18 protein-coding genes are annotated in these 17,682 nt (G+C 63.4%); 3 read left to right on the top strand and 15 right to left on the bottom strand.

Annotated elements, in window-relative coordinates:
• The 11 genes from AB4Z32_RS25630 to AB4Z32_RS25580 form a co-directional block, all read right to left on the bottom strand.
• Positions 1 to 242: sigma-E factor negative regulatory protein (locus AB4Z32_RS25630; RefSeq protein ID WP_442124679.1), on the bottom strand; the 242-nt coding region annotated here is incomplete at its 3' end.
• Positions 243 to 310: 68 nt separating this feature from the next.
• Positions 311 to 913 (bottom strand): RNA polymerase sigma factor RpoE, encoded by a 603-nt coding sequence (rpoE, locus tag AB4Z32_RS25625; protein ID WP_442124678.1) that lies wholly within the window; start codon positions 911 to 913, stop codon positions 311 to 313.
• 42 nt (positions 914 to 955) lie between these two features.
• Positions 956 to 1,408 (bottom strand): protein YgfX, encoded by a 453-nt coding sequence (locus AB4Z32_RS25620; protein WP_442124677.1) that lies wholly within the window; start codon positions 1,406 to 1,408, stop codon positions 956 to 958.
• 99 nt (positions 1,409 to 1,507) lie between these two features.
• Entirely contained in the window at positions 1,508 to 2,752 is a 1,245-nt protein-coding gene (gene fabF / locus AB4Z32_RS25615; protein WP_442124676.1) for a beta-ketoacyl-ACP synthase II, read from the bottom strand.
• A gap of 25 nt (positions 2,753 to 2,777) precedes the next feature.
• Positions 2,778 to 3,017, bottom strand: a complete 240-nt coding sequence (acpP, locus tag AB4Z32_RS25610; RefSeq protein ID WP_036168404.1) for an acyl carrier protein — start codon at positions 3,015 to 3,017, stop codon at positions 2,778 to 2,780.
• Positions 3,018 to 3,144: 127 nt separating this feature from the next.
• The gene (gene fabG, locus AB4Z32_RS25605; RefSeq protein ID WP_442124675.1) at positions 3,145 to 3,882 is read right to left on the bottom strand and encodes a 3-oxoacyl-ACP reductase FabG; all 738 of its coding nucleotides are present in this window, start codon (positions 3,880 to 3,882) and stop codon (positions 3,145 to 3,147) included.
• A gap of 49 nt (positions 3,883 to 3,931) precedes the next feature.
• Positions 3,932 to 4,885 carry an ACP S-malonyltransferase gene (gene fabD / locus AB4Z32_RS25600; RefSeq protein WP_442124674.1) on the bottom strand — a complete coding sequence of 318 codons (954 nt, stop codon included), beginning with the start codon at positions 4,883 to 4,885 and terminating at the stop codon, positions 3,932 to 3,934.
• Positions 4,886 to 4,916: 31 nt separating this feature from the next.
• Entirely contained in the window at positions 4,917 to 5,903 is a 987-nt protein-coding gene (locus AB4Z32_RS25595; protein WP_442124673.1) for a beta-ketoacyl-ACP synthase III, read from the bottom strand.
• 2 nt (positions 5,904 to 5,905) lie between these two features.
• Complete coding sequence (plsX, locus tag AB4Z32_RS25590; protein WP_442124672.1) at positions 5,906 to 6,946, bottom strand: phosphate acyltransferase PlsX; 1,041 nt, start codon at positions 6,944 to 6,946, stop codon at positions 5,906 to 5,908.
• Between the two features lie 202 nt (positions 6,947 to 7,148).
• A complete protein-coding gene (gene rpmF, locus AB4Z32_RS25585) occupies positions 7,149 to 7,331 on the bottom strand; it encodes a 50S ribosomal protein L32 (protein ID WP_036168414.1) in 183 nt (60 codons plus the stop codon).
• A gap of 217 nt (positions 7,332 to 7,548) precedes the next feature.
• Entirely contained in the window at positions 7,549 to 8,046 is a 498-nt protein-coding gene (locus tag AB4Z32_RS25580; protein WP_442124671.1) for a YceD family protein, read from the bottom strand.
• Between the two features lie 170 nt (positions 8,047 to 8,216).
• On the opposite strand from AB4Z32_RS25580, the gene AB4Z32_RS25575 reads away from it, so the two are divergent.
• Together AB4Z32_RS25575 and AB4Z32_RS25570 are read left to right on the top strand one after the other, a co-directional pair.
• Positions 8,217 to 8,837 (top strand): Maf-like protein, encoded by a 621-nt coding sequence (locus AB4Z32_RS25575; RefSeq protein ID WP_442124670.1) that lies wholly within the window; start codon positions 8,217 to 8,219, stop codon positions 8,835 to 8,837.
• Positions 8,838 to 8,855: 18 nt separating this feature from the next.
• The gene (locus tag AB4Z32_RS25570) at positions 8,856 to 9,605 is read left to right on the top strand and encodes an SAM-dependent methyltransferase (protein WP_442124669.1); all 750 of its coding nucleotides are present in this window, start codon (positions 8,856 to 8,858) and stop codon (positions 9,603 to 9,605) included.
• Positions 9,606 to 9,673: 68 nt separating this feature from the next.
• Here the strand turns inward: AB4Z32_RS25570 and AB4Z32_RS25565 are convergent, their stop codons facing one another.
• The 3 genes from AB4Z32_RS25565 to aceA form a co-directional block, all read right to left on the bottom strand.
• Complete coding sequence (locus AB4Z32_RS25565; RefSeq protein ID WP_442124668.1) at positions 9,674 to 10,951, bottom strand: EAL and HDOD domain-containing protein; 1,278 nt, start codon at positions 10,949 to 10,951, stop codon at positions 9,674 to 9,676.
• Positions 10,952 to 11,102: 151 nt separating this feature from the next.
• Complete coding sequence (locus AB4Z32_RS25560; RefSeq protein ID WP_442124667.1) at positions 11,103 to 12,275, bottom strand: 23S rRNA (adenine(2030)-N(6))-methyltransferase RlmJ; 1,173 nt, start codon at positions 12,273 to 12,275, stop codon at positions 11,103 to 11,105.
• Between the two features lie 167 nt (positions 12,276 to 12,442).
• On the bottom strand, positions 12,443 to 13,741 hold the full coding sequence (aceA, locus tag AB4Z32_RS25555) for an isocitrate lyase (protein ID WP_442124666.1): 1,299 nt from the start codon (positions 13,739 to 13,741) through the stop codon (positions 12,443 to 12,445).
• Positions 13,742 to 14,253: 512 nt separating this feature from the next.
• Between aceA and AB4Z32_RS25550 the strand changes: the two genes are divergently transcribed.
• On the top strand, positions 14,254 to 14,835 hold the full coding sequence (locus tag AB4Z32_RS25550; RefSeq protein WP_442124665.1) for a PEP-CTERM sorting domain-containing protein: 582 nt from the start codon (positions 14,254 to 14,256) through the stop codon (positions 14,833 to 14,835).
• A gap of 106 nt (positions 14,836 to 14,941) precedes the next feature.
• Here the strand turns inward: AB4Z32_RS25550 and clpB are convergent, their stop codons facing one another.
• A complete protein-coding gene (gene clpB, locus AB4Z32_RS25545) occupies positions 14,942 to 17,557 on the bottom strand; it encodes an ATP-dependent chaperone ClpB (RefSeq protein WP_442124664.1) in 2,616 nt (871 codons plus the stop codon).
• Positions 17,558 to 17,682 lie beyond the last annotated feature (125 nt).

The raw sequence follows: 17,682 nt of genomic DNA, 5'->3' as shown, positions 1-17,682 counted from the left end.
GCCGCGCGCCTGGTCGGCAGCGGCTCGGCCGCCAGCCGCGCCGCCAGCTTCTCCTCGAAGCCGGACGACAGCTCGGGCGTGGCTTCGGCGCGCAGCAGGTCGCCGATACGGTGGAAGGTATCCCAGGCTTGCTGGCCCTCCGGTCCGCCCAGCGCGGCCATGGCCAGCTCCTGGTCGGCATCCGGGGTTTCGCCGTCCATCAGGGCGGAGATGTATTCGCGGTTTTTTTTGTTCGTGTCCATCTTGGTTCCATCTCGTCGGAGTCAGATCCTCATTCAAGAGCGCATGACGCTCCACGCTGCATCGCTACCTACCGACGTTTGTCAGCCGGATTATCGAGCAAGGGCCTCAATTTCTCGGCAATCACTTCGCGCGCCCGGAATATCCGGCTACGCACCGTACCGATTGGACACGCCATCACTTCGGAGATTTCCTCGTAGCTCAAGCCTTCGATTTCGCGCAGGACGATCGCGGTCCGCAGTTCCAGCGGCAGCGCCTCCATGGCGGCATTCACCGTGAACGCGATCTGCTTGCTGGCCAGGACGGACTCTGGTGTATTAATGTCTCGCAAGCTGTCTGCGTCGTCAAATCCTTCCGCACGTTCGGCGTCGGCTTCCGTCGAGGTCGGTGCCCTCCTGCCTTGCGTGACGAGAAAATTTTTTGCCGTATTAATTCCTATCCGGTACAGCCAGGTATAAAACGCGGAATCTCCGCGGAAATGGCGCAGTGCGCGAAAGGCCTTGATAAAGGTTTCCTGCACCACGTCTTCCGCTTCGGCCGGATCGTGCACGAGGCGCGACACCAGGCGCATCAGCCGGCGCTGGTATTTGGACACCAGCAGGTCGAACGCCCGGCGATCGCCAGCCTGGACGCGCTCTACCAGCAGTTGATCACACTCGCGCTCGGTTGTCACTGAACGTCCTTGTTGCTTAAGAGTTGGCCCGCTGCAATAAGTTCATTGGCGCCGCCCGATCGCCAGCACCGCCACCGACAGCGCCCGCCAGGTGCCCGGCCCGACACTGTCGCGCCACACCGGCAGGACGTGCACGCGGGAACCTTCATCCCTGAAGCGCAGCAGCATCAACAGCGGCCAGACGACGGAGCCCGGCAACAAGGCCACGCCCAACTGGGCTGCGGCCGGCTTGCGCAGCCCTTGTTGTACCGTCAGGACCACCTCGCCAGTTCCAGAAATATCAATCCGGTGCGTCTTTGCCCGGCCCGACCCGGCATGCAACAGCACGGCGCCGGAAGCTGCCAGCACGAGGGCCTGCAGCATGCCGGCGTGGAAGCGTGCGGGCGTGGCCAGGCCCACCGCGAAGGCCGCGGCGAACAGGGACAGGCCGGCGCCGAACAGCAGGCATCGATGGATGCGCGACGGCCTGACGATGGCGGATACCGCTATCGACATGGGCGATCAGCTAAGGATGGATGGGAACGCCGAGATGACAAAAAGCCCATCTCCTTGGACAGGAGATGGGCTTTTTTGGTTCAACCTGGATGGAGTCGGTCAGACCTTGGCGAAGACCAGGGTACCGTTGGTACCGCCGAAACCGAAGGAGTTCTTCACCGCGTAATCGATCTTCATTTCGCGCGCCGTGTTGGCGCAGAAGTCCAGGTCGCATTCCGGATCCTGGTTGAAGATATTGATCGTCGGTGGCGAAACCTGGTTGTGGATCGCCAGCACGGTGAACACGGACTCGAGGCCGCCGGCGCCGCCCAGCAGGTGGCCGGTCATCGACTTGGTCGAGTTGACCACCAGCTTGCCGGCGTGGTCGCCGAAGGTGCGCTTGATGCCCTTCACTTCAGCGACGTCGCCGACCGGGGTCGAGGTGCCGTGCGCATTCACGTAATGCACCTGGTCCGGGTTGATGCCGGCGTAGTTCATTGCCGACACCATGCAGCGCGAGGCGCCACTGCCGTCCTCGAGCGGAGCGGTGATGTGGTTGGCATCCGCGCTCATGCCGAAGCCGACGACTTCCGCGTAGATCTTCGCGCCGCGGGCCTTGGCGTGTTCGTACTCTTCGAGCACCATCACGCCGGCGCCCTCGCCGAGCACGAAGCCGTCGCGGTCGCGGTCCCAGGGACGCGAAGCGGTAGCCGGATCGTCATTGCGCGACGACAGCGCACGAGCCGAGGCGAAGCCGCCCAGACCCAGCGGCGAGACGGTCGACTCGGCACCGCCGGCGATCATCACGTCGGCATCGCCGTACTCGATCAGGCGCGCTGCCGCGCCGATGCAGTGCAGGCCGGTGGTGCAGGCGGTGACGATCGCCAGGTTCGGGCCGCGCAGGCCGAACTTGATCGACAGGTCGCCCGAGATCATGTTGATGATCGAGGCCGGCACGAAGAACGGCGAGATGCGGCGCGGGCCGCGGCTGTCGTACTCTTCCTTGGTCGCTTCGATCAGCGGCAGACCGCCGATGCCCGAACCCACCATCACGCCGATGCGGTCGGCGTTCTGCTCGGTGACTTCGATACCCGAATCCTGCAACGCCTGGATACCCGCGGCCATGCCGAAATGGATAAAGGTATCCATATGGCGGCCTTCCTTGCCGGGCAGGTAGTCCTCGACGTTGAAGTTCTTCACTTCGCCCGCGAAACGGGTCGAAAAAGGCGTTGCGTCGAACCGGGTGATGTTGCCGATACCCGATTTTCCGGCCAGGGCGCTTTCCCACGCTTCGGCAATGGTGTTACCGATCGGGGAAATGCAACCCAGGCCAGTTACGACGACACGACGGTTGCGTGAACTCAAGCGTATCTCCTGAATTACTGAAAGCTTAGGCCTTGACGTGCGCTTGTGCGTACTCGATGGCTTGACGAACGGTGGTGATCTTCTCGGCCTGCTCGTCCGGGATTTCCATTTCGAATTCGTCTTCCAGTGCCATCACCAGTTCAACGGTGTCCAGCGAATCAGCGCCGAGGTCGTCAACGAACGAGGAATCGATTTTGATGTCTGCTTCGGCAACGCCCAGTTGCTCAGCGACGATTTTTTTAACGCGTTGTTCGATATCCGACATGTTATGGCTCCATTAGGTATGTGTTTCGGAAAGTGCGCGCATTTTATCAGGGTTTGCGCGTTGAAAAACTATTTTCAGCGTTTGACGCTAATTCGGCTGAAACTACTGCTAAAAGATGAGATCTGGCTTAATTCATGTACATGCCGCCATTCACGTGCAGGGTCGTGCCCGTGATGTAAGCAGCTTGCGGACCTGCCAGGAATGCCACCGCGTGGGCGATGTCTTCCGGGCTGCCCAGGCGGCCCAGCGGAATCTGGCCCAGCAGGGCTTCGTGCTGGGATTCGCCCAGGGCCTTGGTCATGTCGGTATCGATGAAGCCCGGCGCCACGCTGTTGACGGTGATGTTGCGGCTGCCGATCTCGCGCGCCAGCGCGCGGCCCATGCCTTCCACGCCGGCCTTGGCGGCCGCGTAGTTCATCTGGCCCGGATTGCCGCTCGAAGCGACCACCGAAGTGATGTTGATGATGCGGCCCTGCTTCGCCTTCATCATGCCGCGCAGCACGGCGCGCGACAGGCGGCCGACGGCGGTGAGGTTGGTGGCGATCACGCTGTCCCACTCCTCGTCCTTCATGCGCATCGCCAGGTTGTCCTGGGTGATGCCGGCATTGTTGACCAGGATGCCGATGCTGCCGACGTTCTTGCTGACCTCGTCGATCAGGGCCGCGCACTGGGCGGCGTCGGTGACGTTCAGCACCATGCCTTTGCCGCCGAATTCGGACAGGTAGGCGGTGATGGCTTCGGCGCCGGCTTCGGTGGTGGCGGTGCCGACCACTTTCGCACCCTGGCGCGCCAGTTCGAGGGCGATGGCCTTGCCGATGCCGCGCGATGCGCCGGTAACGAGGGCGACTTGGTTTTGCAGATTCATGCTAATCCTTGGCTTTGATTGCTCTTATTCGGGCTCTGACCCCGTGGTTTCACTGTGCCTTAATTGCTGCCAGCACGCGCTCCAGCGACTCCTGGTCGACCAGGGCTTCGCCGGCCAGCGCCGGGTCGATGCGCTTGGCCATGCCGATCAGGGTCTTGCTCGGCGCGCACTCGATCACCTGGGTCACGCCGTCCGCCGCCATCTTCTGCATGGTCTCGACCCAGCGCACCGCGCCGGCGGCCTGGCGCACCAGGGCGTCCTTGATCGCGGCAGGATCGTGCAGGATAGCGACGTCGACGTTATTGATCAAGTCGATCCGGGGCGCATGGAAAGTCAGGTTCGCCATGTAGTCGCGCAGGCGGTCCGAGGCCGGCTTCAGCAGCGAGGAGTGGAAAGGCGCCGACACCGACAGCTTCATGGCGCGCTTGGCGCCCTTGGCCTTGGCGATGTCGCAGGCGCGCTCGACCGCGGCGGTGTGGCCGGCGATCACGATCTGGGTCGGCTCGTTGAAGTTCACGGCTTCGACGACTTCACCCGCATTTAAAGCCCCACCTTCGGCTTCGGCGCAGACTTCGCGCACCACATCGGCCTGCAGGCCGAGGATGACGGCCATGCCGCCCTGCCCCACCGGCACCGCGTCCTGCATCGACTGCGCGCGGAAGCGCACCAGCGGCACCGCGTCCTTGAAATCGATCACGCCCGCGGCCACCAGGGCCGAGTACTCGCCCAGGCTGTGGCCGGCGACGACGCTCGGGACCGGGCCGCCGGCCGCGATCCAGGCGCGGTACACGGCCACGGCCGCGGTCAGCATCACCGGCTGGGTGTTGGTGGTCAGGTCCAGTTCTTCCTTCGGGCCTTCGGCGATCAGCTTGCCGAGGTCCTGGCCCAGGGCTTCCGACGCTTCGGCGACGGTCTGTTCGACGACCGGATTGCCGGCGAAGCCGTTCAGCATGCCGACGGCCTGGGCGCCCTGGCCCGTGAACAGGAATGCGAATTTGCTCATTAAGGAGTCCTCCTCTTTGTTTTTATCGTGCTTACATGCGGGCCAGGACAGCGCCCCAGGTAAAGCCGCCGCCCACGCCTTCCATCAGGATGTTGTGGCCGGGCTTGATGCGGCCGTCGCGCACCGCCTGGTCGAGCGCCAGCGGGATCGATGCGGCCGAGGTATTGCCGTGTTCGTTGACGGTCACGACCATCTTTTCAAGCGGCAGGCCGAGCTTCTTGGCGGTGCCGTTCATGATGCGGATGTTGGCCTGGTGCGGGATCAGCCAGTCGATTTCCGAGGCCGGCATCTTCGCGTGCTCGAGGGCCTCGTTGGCGACCTTTTCCAGCACCGTCACGGCCAGCTTGAACACCGCCTGGCCATCCATGTACAGGTATTTCTGGCCGGAGATCGCGGCACTGGCCGGATTCGTCGGGCCGCACAGGATGTCGCCGTGGCTGCCGTCGGCATGCAGCTTGACCGCCAGCACGCCCGGCTCTTCGGAAGCCGTCATTACCACCGCGCCGGCGCCGTCGCCGAACAGCACGCAGGTGCCGCGGTCGTTGAAGTCGAGGATGCGCGAGAACACTTCGGCGCCGATCACCAGCACGTTCTTCGCATTGCCGGCCTTGATGAAGGCGTCGGCGGTCGACAGCGCGTAGACGAAGCCGCTGCAGACGGCGGCCACGTCGAATGCGGCGCCGTTGTTGCGGATGCCCAGCTTGTCCTGCACGATGCAGGCCGTGCTCGGGAAGTTGCCGTAGAAATCGGGGGTCGAGGTGGCGACGATGATCAGGTCGATCTGCTCGGGCGTCAGACCGGCCGCCTCGAGGGCCTTGTGGGCCGCCTTCACGCCCAGGTCGGACGCGCTTTCGTCGGCGGCCGCATAGTGGCGCGCCGAGATGCCGCTGCGCGACACGATCCACTCGTCCGAGGTCTCGATGCCCTTGGCGCCCAGTTGGGCGGCCAGGTCGTGGTTGGTGACGCGCTGGGCCGGCAGATAGCTGCCGGTACCGATGATTTTGCTATACACAGTCATTATTAGCCCTGCTGAATGGTGGAGCCTGGCGCTTGCGGGTCAGGAGTGCGTGGCATCAGCTCGGTGATCATCGCCGACAACTGTTCCTGCACATTGTTTTGAGCCGCATTATAGGCCCGTTTAATTGCCCACTCGAAAGCAAATGCATTTGCACCGCCGTGGCTCTTGAACACCAGGCCCTTCAGGCCCAGCAGGCCGGCGCCGTTATAGCTCTCCGGGTTCAGCTTCTTCAGCGACTTGCGGGCCAGCAGCGCGCCCAGCTTGGACATCGTGGTTTCCATCAAGGTAGCCTTGAAGAAGCGCGACAGGCCCTCGACCGCCTTCAGGGTCACGTTGCCGACGAAGCCGTCGCAGACGATCACGTCGACCGTACCCTTGAAGATGTCGTTGCCTTCGACGTTGCCGTGGAAATTCAGGATGCCGCGCTCATGGTCGGCGCGCAGCAGTGCGGCGGTCGCCTTGACCGCTTCGGTGCCCTTGATTTCCTCGGTGCCCACGTTGAGCAGGCCGATACTGGGACGACGCCCTTCCATGGCCTCGAACAGCACGGCGCCCATGATGGCGAACTGGTGCAGGTGATGGGGTTCGCAGTCGACGTTGGCGCCCAGGTCCAGCATATAGGTCGGACTGCCCTTCTGGTTCGGCATGATCGAGCAGATCGCCGGGCGATCGACGTCGGCCATGGTCTTGAGGACGTAGCGCGAGATCGCCATCAGGGCACCGGTATTGCCGGCCGAGACGCAGACGTCGGCCTTGCCGTCCTTGACCAGCTCGATCGCCACGCGCATCGAGGAATCCTTCTTGCGGCGCAGTGCGACTTCGATCGGATCGTCCATCGCCACCACTTCGGTGGCGTGCCTGATGCTCAGGCGCGGGCTGGAGTCGGCGTGATGTTTCTTGAGTTCGGCGCGCACCTGGTCTTCCAGGCCGACCAGGATCAGTTCGGCTTCGGGTTGGTGCTTGAGGAAGGCGAGCGCTGCCGGAATGGTAACTGAGGGGCCGTGATCGCCGCCCATGCAGTCAATGGAGATTGTAATTGTCATTTTTCGGGAAGAACCGCGCTGCCTCAGGGTCGGGCGGCGGCGTGTCCTGGCGCGGCGGCATGCCGGACGGACTCAGCGGGATCGAAAACGACGGCATACACGGCGGACGTGCAACCGGTATCAATATCGCAAAAGAGAAAGCGGCGCCACGCACTCTTCATACGTTGCACCGCTTTCATGGAACAAAACAGCAAGACGCCGATTACTCGTCGTTCTTGGTCTTGATCACTTTGCGACCACGGTAGAAACCGTTCGGGCTGATGTGGTGACGCAGGTGGGTTTCACCGGTGGTCGGCTCGACGGCCAGATTCGGTGCAACCAGGAAATCGTGCGAACGGTGCATGCCGCGCTTCGACGGGGACTTCTTATTCTGCTGAACTGCCATGATGACTCCTAAACATAAGTTCTAAAATTCTAACACAATCGACTTGCAATTACATGCGCATCGAGTATCCCAGCGGCAATAATCTACATTGCCGACATGTTTTAACGCTGCCTACATCTTGCTACCGCTGCCATACTCGACTGCTGCACGCGTTTGACACGTTTTTTGCGCGCCCAAATACCTTCTCGGCATCCACGGCACAAATACTTCCACTATTTTATTCTGATTTGAGGCTCTTCAGTGCCGCGAACGGCGATACCTTTTCGGACTTGATGGAGTCCATCAGCTTGGTATCGGGGCACACCTCATGCTTCGGTGCCTGCGGCAGGGCCAGCAGGGCTTCATCTTCCAGCAACTGCATGATATCGCAGGCATGGCTGCCGACGATCACATCGATGCTTTCATCGTCGAGGATTTCCTCGATCTCGTCCGCATCTTCGTCGTTCTTGCCCAGCACCAGCATGGTCGACGAATCGATGCCGTAGCCGAACGGCGCCAGGCAGCGCTGGCAGACCAGTTGCACGGTGCCGGAGACGGACAGCGTCATCGACGGATAACCCTGCCTGGTCTGGCCGCCCTGGATCGCCCAGGCGATCTGGCCGGACGGGTCGGTGCACTCGGCTGCCAGGCGGGGCATCTCTGCCACCGGCGTGACACCTTCCTTATAGCCGTTGTTCCGACAAAATTCAAAAGCGTCGATGACAAAAGCGCTCATTTGGAAAAGCTTCCCCGGAAAACCTGCGATAATAACAGGCTTCTTCCCGCTCAGTCAAAGAATCCGTGCATTTTGTGAGGTCCCTGTCGGCATGACCGCACAAGTCATCGGATTTGCTTGCCGGGGAGGCCTATCTATTTGTTTTGCTTATGAATATTCGACCGGCCGACATGTTACCAAGTTCCGCTCATTGCCGTGATCCTGTGCGCCTGATCCTCGCTTCCAGCTCCGCTTACCGGCGCGAATTGCTGTCCCGGCTGGGCCTGCCCTTCGAGGCGATCGCACCGGACATCGACGAGACGGCGCTGCCGGGCGAAGCGCCCGAGGAAACCGCCCTGCGCCTGGCGCGCTCGAAGGCCGCCGCCATCGCCGGAAAGCATCCGGGGGCGCTGGTGATCGGCTCGGACCAGGTCGCCACGCTGGACGGCGAACAGATCGGCAAACCGGGCGACCATGCGCGCGCCCTGGCCCAGCTGCAGAAGATGCGCGGACGCCGCGTGACCTTCCACACCGCCCTGTGCCTGCGGGATGGCCGGCTGGCGCCAGAACAGGCGGCCCGGGTCGAGAACGTGCAGGTCTTCGTCACGTTCCGCGACCTGCCCGACCACGAACTCGACGCTTACCTGCGCATCGAGCAGCCCTATGACTGCGCCGGCAGCGCCAAGAACGAAGGACTCGGCATCGCCTTGCTGGAACGCATCGACAGCAGCGACCCGACCGCCCTCACCGGCCTGCCGCTGATCGCCCTGACGGGCATGCTGCGCCGCGCGGGCGTCCGCTTCTTCGAATAATAAATAACAAGAAACCCCATGCCAGGCATTCTCTACCTGATTCCCAATACGCTCGGTCCCACCGAAGCCAATCCCCGCGCCCTGTCCCACGTCCTGCCCGAACAGGTGCAGGACATCACGTCGAAGCTCGAATATTTCGTGGCGGAGAACGCGAAGACGGCGCGTGCCTTTCTGAAACTGGTGGCGATCGACCACCCGCTGGCGCGCCCCCTGCAGGAAATCAAGATCTCGGAACTCAACGTGAACACGCCGCCGACGGCCCTTGCCGCCCTGCTGGCGCCGCTGCTGGAAGGCCATGACGCCGGCCTGGTGTCCGAAGCCGGGGTGCCGGCGGTGGCCGATCCGGGCGCGGACCTGGTCCGCCTGGCCCACCAGCACGGCATCACGGTGCGGCCGCTGGTCGGCCCGTCTTCGCTGCTGCTGGCCGTGATGGCGAGCGGCCTGAACGGCCAGAGCTTCGCCTTCAACGGCTACCTGCCGCTTGAACCCGCCCAGCGCACCAAGCGCATCCAGCAGCTGGAACAGCGCTCGCGCGCCGAGAAACAGACCCAGCTGCTGATCGAAACGCCCTACCGCAACGCCGCCATGCTGGAAGCCCTGGCCGGCGCCTGCCAGCCGGGCACGCTGATCTGCGTGGCGACCGACCTGTCGCTGCCCAGCGAATCGGTGCGCACCCTGACGGCGGCCAAATGGAAGGCCGCGCTGGCGGCGAACAAGGGGCCGGACTTCCACAAGAAGCCGACCGTGTTCCTGCTGCTGGGACAATGAATAGCTAGAGCGTCGACAAGCCCTCAGGGCAAGGCGGTGCAACGCCGCCATGAGGGTTTGCCGACGCTCTAGTGCTGGCGTGAATCGGCGCCGAGGCCGCGCACCCAATCGAAAGCGGCCAGCTCGATCTCGCGGATCTGCTTGACGGACAGGCCCAGCCTGTCGATGGCGCGCTTCAGGGCGCGGCCGCATTGCTTCCCTTCCAGTTCCTCGGCCACGCTCAGCATGGCGCCATAGTCGCCGCTGCGGTCCAGCAGCGCCGCCCTCACTTCCTGCGAGACGTCGACACGGTTCAGGATGCGGTCCATCGGCAGCGACAGCAGCGCATCCATCAGGGACATGATGCCGACCGTGAAGGCGGTCTCGGCGCCGGCGACGTCGTCCGGGCGCAGGGTCTGGCTCATCAGTTCGAGCAGGCGGCCGCGCGTGGTCGCCATCTGAAGCAGCGGTGAATTCAGTTCGACCCGGCCGTCCGGCGCGCTGTACAGCAGGATCTGCAGCCAGCGCTGCAGCTGGCTGCGGCCGAGCTGGTGCAGGGCCTGGGACACCGATTCAATGTGGCGGTCGGGACCGGCCGCACGGCTGTTCACCAGGCGCAGCAGATTCAGGCTCAGCAGCGCATCGCGCTTGACGGCGGCCTCGATGGCGGCGCTGTCGGCATTCGAGCCGATCAGCTCGAGCAGGCGCAGCACCACCAGTTCGGACGGCGAAATCTTCTTGCCCGACAGGATGGCCGGACGCGCGAAATAATAGCCCTGGAAGTATTCGAAACCGAGCTCGAGGCAGAGGCGGAATTCCTCCACGGTCTCGACCTTCTCGGCTAACAATTTCTGCGGCGCATCGCGCAAGCTGTTGGCCAGGCAAGTCAGCTCTTCCCGGCTGATGCCTTTCAGGTCGACCTTGATCACGTCCACGAGATCGATCAACTTGCTAACCTGCTCGGAATGGCCTATAACATCGTCGAGGGCGAACTTGAAGCCGAGCTCCTTCAACTCCCGCACCCGCGCCAGCACCTCGGCGTTGGGCTCGACGGTTTCGAGAATCTCGAGGATCACGCGGTCAGGCGGCAGGAAGCGGACGAAGTCGCTCTTCAGCACTACTTCGTCGACATTGACGAAGGCGAGCTGGTCTCCCACCACCTGTTCCATGCCCAGCTGCGAAGCGTGGGCGATGACGGTGGCGGTCGCGGCGGCATAATCGGTCAGTTGCGCGTCCTCGTGCTCCGGGGCGGCGCGAAACAGCAGCTCGAACGCAACCAGTCTCTGGTCGCGCCCGAGTATGGGCTGGCGCGCCAGAAAGAATTCATCGGACGGCATGGACGTGACTGCCGTTGCATCCGCGTGCATCGTAAAAACTCCTGAAATCAATTTCGGCACGCAAATGCGAGCCGGAGCCGAGGCAGGGCCCCGGCACCACTTCGACTATACTACAGAGTCGGAGTCTTTACATTTCGACATCGTATCAAATCGTTACGGCGCGGGACTCGGCCGCGAACGCTTAGCTGCCGCTGCCTGGCTTACGTTTATTGCTTCGAGCGGCCGATTTGTTCTGGTCAGCGTAGCGAAATGCGGGCACGCGTTTCTTTGCCGGCGCCTCGGCAGGCTGGGCCGGGCGACCGCCGGCAAGCTCCTTGCCGGGCGCGCCGCCTTCGCGCTTGCGCGGCCCGTCGCCGAAGGGCTGGCCCGGCAGGCGCAGGCTGCCGGCGCCCGACAGCGGGCTGGCGCGGCGGGCATTGCCGACCGGCTTGCGCGGACCGGCCTCGACGCCGCGCGCCAGGGCTGTCCCCGTGACCTGGTTGCCCTTCTCGATGCGGAAGGTGGCGCCGCCGTCCTGGCCCAGCACCTGCACCAGGTAGGGCATGGTCTCGCGCAGGGTCGCTTCCAGCGTGTAGGGAGGATTGAGGATGAACATGCCGCTGCTGTGCATGCCGGTGCCGTCCGGACCCGGCGTCGCCACGGTCAGGGTCACGTGCAGCCACTCCTTGGCCGGCAGGCGCTTCAGGCGATCGGCGAACTGGCGCGATTCCATGCGCTGCAGCACCGGATACCAGACCGCGTAGATGCCGGACGGGAAACGGCCGAGGGCTTCGTCCAGCGCATCGCGCACATGCTTGTAGTCGAGCTTGACTTCATAGGGCGGGTCGATCAGGACCAATGCGCGGCGCGAAGGTGGCGGCAGCAGGGCTTTCATGCCCTGGAAGCCGTCGGCATGGTCGATCAGGATGCGGCGGCCGCGCGCACGCTCGCCCTGCTCCGCCTTGTGCGCTTCCAGCTTGCGGAAATTTTCCACCAGCAGACGAGTGTCGGCCGGGTGCAGTTCGAACAGGCGCAGGCGATCCTCGGGGCGCGCGACCTGCTCCGCCACATAGGGCGAACCCGGGTAGTAGCGCAACTTGCCGCTCGGGTTCATCCCGCGCACCAGGTTGACGTAATCCGCCAGCGCCGGCGGCAGGTCGTCGCGCTCCCACAGGCGCGCGATGCCGTCCAGGTATTCCCCGCTCTTCACCGCCTGGGCACTGTCGAGCGCGTACACGCCGGCACCGGAATGGGTGTCGATATAGGTATAGGCCACGTCTTTCTGGTTCATGTACTGGTGCAGCTGCACCTGTATGAAGTGTTTCAGGACGTCGGCGTGGTTACCCGCGTGGAAGGCGTGGCGGTAGCTGAACATGGCAATTCCAAGGATGAGGCAAGAAAGCCGCCATTATCGCCTAGATGCGTGCACCGCCCCAAAATTAAAAAACCGCAGCGCCTTGTGAGCGCTGCGGCTGCCACCGCGAACAACGGAGGAAACTAATTCAAAGCGTTCAACGAAGCCATGAGGGCTTTTGTTGGACGCTATGCGACTTTCTTTTCGTCGAAGAACTGCTCATCCTCGGTCGAGCCATGCAGGGCCGTCGTCGAGCTCTGGTGCTGCTGGATGGTCTGGGTCACGGCATCGAAGTAGCCGGTGCCGACTTCGCGCTGGTGCTTGACCGCGGTGAAGCCCTTCTCGGCGGCGGCGAATTCCGCTTCCTGCAGCTCGACGAAGGCCGACATGCCGCGGCGCGCATAGCCGTGCGCCAGGTTGAACATGCCGTAGTTCAGCGAGTGGAAGCCGGCCAGGGTGATGAACTGGAACTTGTAGCCCATCGCGCCCAGCTCCTTCTGGAACCTGGCGATGGTGGCGTCGTCCAGGTTCTTCTTCCAGTTGAAGGACGGCGAGCAGTTATAAGCCAGCATCTTGCCCGGGAATTTTTCGTGGATGGCTTCGGCGAAGCGCTTGGCGAAGGCCAGGTCCGGCTTGCCGGTCTCGCACCAGACCAGGTCGGCGTAAGGGGCATAGGCCAGGCCGCGCGAGATCGCCTGCTCGACGCCCGGCTTGACCCGGAAAAAGCCCTCGACGGTGCGCTCGCCGGTGCAGAAAGGCTGGTCGTTGGCGTCGACGTCGGAGGTCAGCAGGTCGGCCGCCTCGGCATCGGTACGGGCCACCAGGATGGTCGGGGTGCCCATGACGTCGGCCGCCAGGCGGGCCGCGTTCAGCTTCTCGACGGCTTCGCGGGACGGCACCAGCACCTTGCCGCCCATGTGGCCGCACTTCTTGACAGAAGCGAGCTGGTCTTCGAAGTGGACGCCGGCGGCGCCCGCCTCGATCATCGACTTCATCAATTCGAAGGCGTTCAGCACGCCGCCGAAACCGGCTTCGGCATCGGCCACGATCGGTGCGAAGTAATCGATGTCGTCCTTGCCTTCCGACCACTGGATCTGGTCGGCACGCTGGAAGGCATTATTGATGCGCTTGACGACCATCGGCACCGAGTTGGCCGGATACAGCGACTGGTCCGGATACATCTCGCCGGCCAGGTTGGCATCGCCCGCCACCTGCCAGCCGGACAGGTAGATCGCCTTCAGGCCGGCTTTCACCTGCTGCATGGCCTGGTTGCCGGTCAGCGCGCCCAGGGCGTTGACGTAAGGCTCGTTATTGATCAGGTCCCACAGCTTCTCGGCGCCGCGGCGCGCCAGCGTGTGATCGATCTGCACCGAGCCGCGCAGGCGGACGACGTCCTCGGCCGTGTAATTGCGGACCACATTCTTCCAGCGCGGATTGGTCTCCCATTCCTGCTTGAGGGCGGCGATTTGCTGTTCACGAGTTGCCATGCTGTTCTCCCGATGATGAATGATGAAAGCTGAGTTGGTAGGAAGCTTCGTTACCGATATCTTAGGCCTGCTTGTGCGCAGCACCAATAGTCTTATATAAGACACAGGATTATTTTTATTTCCTTATTTATCAACCTCTTATATATTCAATTTCATGATACGAAAACAAATTTCTCAGAATGGAAGCTGGTGAGCCTGTATTTTTTGTGCAATTTTCATATCCGCGAACAGGATTTCGTATCATGAAAAATCGGTGTCGAACATGGGCAGCGGCAGCCAGACCGGCAGCGGTTCGTCGACCACGCCGGCCCCGGTACCGGAACCGCAAAGCATCGCCCTGCTGCAGCCTTTAATTTCCCGTCAATATATTTGTTACATAGGCTGAGTTAGCTGATTAACAGAGACCATCGCCCACTCCCCCTACGCTGGGTTCGCGGACTCATCCGTACCGCCGGCCCGTTCGCAGGACGCGAAGTGCCGGCACCCGCGATACAAGGCAAAGGAGAAAGTAAGTGAATACGCTCCGAAAGACGCTGCTTTCATCACTGCTGGCGCTGGGCGCCGTCGCCTCGGCCCAGGCCGGGACGCTGGAATACCAGGGCGTCACCTTCACGTCGTCCTGGACGGACAAGGTGCTGACCCTCGAAATCGACGCCGCCCACCGCACCGGAGACTGGGCCAGCGCCACCACCATCGGCGCCCTGCAACTGAAGGACATCGGCCGCTTCGACAACGTGACCCTGACCTCGGCCCCCGGCGGCGCGGCCAGCTGGACGCTGTCGAGCAACGAGCTGAACGCGAACGGCTGCGGCGGCGGCGCCCATATCGGCGCCAGCCTGTGCTTCTCGGGCGACCGCGTCGCGCTGTCGGACGACATGGTCTTCAAGTTCACTTTCAACGGCGGCGCCACCGACTTTTCCTCGCCTCACGTGAAGGTCAACTTCTACGGCGGCGATGGCGGCCGCAAGGTCGGCAGCCTGCTGTCGGAGAATATTCCGCTGGCGCCGGTGCCGGAGCCGCAGACCTACGCGATGATGCTGGGTGGCTTGGCGGTGATGGGGGCGATGGCGCGGCGGCGCAGGACCAGGCGTTAAGGTCAACTTGGGTTCCCGCCTTCGCGGGAACGACGGTGCAAGCGCCAACAAAAAAAAGCCCTGCCCGGTTACCCGGACAAGGCATATTCACATCCTGCGCAGCAGATTACTTGGCCAGCTCCACCGTCGGCTCCTCGCCGAAGGTCAGCTCGCTGCCGTTGACGCCCACGTGGATCGTGTCCTTCGGCCCGAAGCGGCCGGACAGGATCGCCTTCGACAGCGGATTCTCGATCTGCTGCTGGATCGCGCGCTTGAGCGGACGGGCGCCGTACACCGGGTCGAAGCCGGCTTCCGCGATCTTCTGCAGGGCGGCCTCGCTGATGTCCAGGCGCATCTCCATCTTCTCGAGGCGCTGTTCCAGGCCGGCCAGCTGGATCCTGGCGATCGCACCGATGTTCTTCTCGTCGAGGGCGTGGAAGACCACGATCTCGTCGATCCGGTTGATGAACTCGGGGCGGAAATGTCCGCGCACCTCGGCCATCACGGCCAGCTTGACCACCGCCGGCTCGTCGGTGTCCATCGACTGGATCTTGTTCGAACCCAGGTTGGAGGTCATCACGATGACGGTGTTCTTGAAGTCCACCGTGCGGCCCTGGCCATCGGTCATGCGGCCGTCGTCGAGCGCCTGCAGCAGGACGTTGAACACGTCCGGGTGGGCCTTCTCGATCTCGTCGAGCAGGATCACGCTGTAGGGCTTGCGGCGCACGGCTTCGGTCAGGTAGCCGCCCTCTTCATAGCCGACATAGCCCGGCGGCGCACCGATCAGGCGGGCCACCGAATGCTTCTCCATGAACTCGCTCATGTCGATGCGGATCAGCGAGTCCTCGGTATCGAAGAGGAAGGCGGCCAGTGCCTTGCACAGCTCGGTCTTGCCGACGCCGGTCGGGCCCAGGAACATGAAGGAGCCGTAGGGACGGTTGGGGTCGGCCAGGCCGGCGCGCGAACGGCGGATCGCATCGGACACGGCTTCGATCGCCTCGTCCTGGCCGACCACGCGCTCGTGCAGCTTCTCTTCGATGTGCAGCAGCTTGTCGCGTTCGCCCTGCATCATGCGCGCCACCGGGATGCCGGTCGCGCGCGAGACCACTTCCGCGATCTCCTCGGCGCCAACTTGCGTGCGCAGCAGGCGCGGCTTGTCGGCATCGGCCTCGGCTTTTTCGCCGGCGGCTTCCGCTTCCTTCAGCTGGCGCTCCAGCTCGGGCAGGCGGCCGTACTGCAGCTCGGACACCTTCTGCCAGTTGCTCTGGCGCTTGGCTTCCTCCATCTGCAGGCGGATCTGCTCGATCTCTTCCTTGATGTGGGTCGTGCCCTGCACCGCGGCTTTCTCGGCCTTGAGGATTTCCTCGTAATCGTTGTACTCGCGCTCCAGGCGGGCGATCTCGTCGTTGATCAGCTCGAGGCGGCGCTGCGAAGCCTCGTCGGTTTCCTTCTTGACGGCTTCGCGCTCGATCTTCAGCTGAATCAGGCGGCGGTCCAGCTTGTCCATCACTTCAGGCTTGGAGTCGATCTCGATCTTGATCTTGGATGCGGCTTCGTCGATCAGGTCGATCGCCTTGTCGGGCAGGAAGCGGTCGGTGATGTAGCGGTGCGACAACTCGGCCGCGGCGATGATCGCCGGGTCGGTGATCTCGACCTTGTGGTGCAGCTCGTACTTTTCCTGCAGGCCGCGCAGGATGGCGATGGTCGCCTCCACGCTCGGCTCCTCGACCATGATCTTCTGGAAGCGGCGCTCCAGCGCGGCGTCCTTCTCGACGTACTTGCGGTACTCGTCCAGGGTGGTCGCGCCGATGCAGTGCAGCTCGCCGCGCGCCAGCGCCGGCTTCAGCATATTGCCCGCATCCATCGCGCCCTCGGCCTTGCCGGCGCCGACCATGGTGTGGATCTCGTCGATGAAGACGATGGTCATGCCCTCGTCATGCGCGAGTTCCTTCAGCACGGACTTCAGGCGTTCCTCGAATTCACCGCGGAACTTGGCGCCCGCCAGCAGGGCCGCCATGTCGAGCGACAGCACGCGCTTGCCCTTCAGCGAATCCGGCACTTCGCCGTTCACGATGCGCTGGGCCAGGCCCTCGACGATGGCGGTCTTGCCAACGCCAGGTTCGCCGATCAGCACTGGATTGTTCTTGGTACGGCGCTGCAGCACCTGGATCGCGCGGCGGATCTCGTCGTCGCGGCCGATCACCGGGTCGAGCTTGCCCAGGCGGGCGCGCTCGGTCAGGTCGAGCGTGTATTTCTTCAGTGCTTCACGCTGGCCTTCGGCATCCTGCGAGTTCACCGAGGCGTCGCCTCCGCGCACGGCGGCGATCGCCGATTCGAGGGCTTTCCTCGCCAGGCCGTGCTCGCGCGCCAGGCGGCCGGCGTCGGACTTGTCCTCGGTCAGCGCCAGCAGCACCATTTCGCTCGACAGGAACTGGTCGCCGCGCTTCTGCGATTCGCGGTCGGCGAGGTTCAGCAGCTGCACCAGTTCGCGCCCGACCTGGACGTCGCCGCCCGTGCCGGACACTTTCGGCAGGCGCTCCAGCAGCCCGCGCAGGGCGTTCGCCAGCGCGCCGACGTTCACGCCGGCGCGCTGCAGCAGCGAGCGCGCACTGCCGTCGTCCTGGTTCAACAGGGCGCTCAGCAGGTGCGCCGGTTCGATGTACTGATTGTCGTTGCCGACCGCCAGGCTCTGGGCATCCGCCAGCGCTTCCTGAAGCTTGGTCGTCAATTTGTCTTGCCGCATATTCTTATCCCCTAGTGGTTGGGTTGGTATTCATAATGGAACCAAGTTAGGGATGAGGCAATGGTTTTTCAAGATGCGAAAAAGCCGGCATCGACGCCGGCTTTTCCGATCCCTGCCGGCGGGCG

It is taken from the genome of Massilia sp. 2TAF26, assembly GCF_052115005.1.
In the GTDB taxonomy this organism is placed as follows: Bacteria; Pseudomonadota; Gammaproteobacteria; order Burkholderiales; family Burkholderiaceae_D; genus Telluria.
Note: the sequence above shows the minus strand (reverse complement) of the source record. Positions and strands in the feature narration are given on the sequence as shown.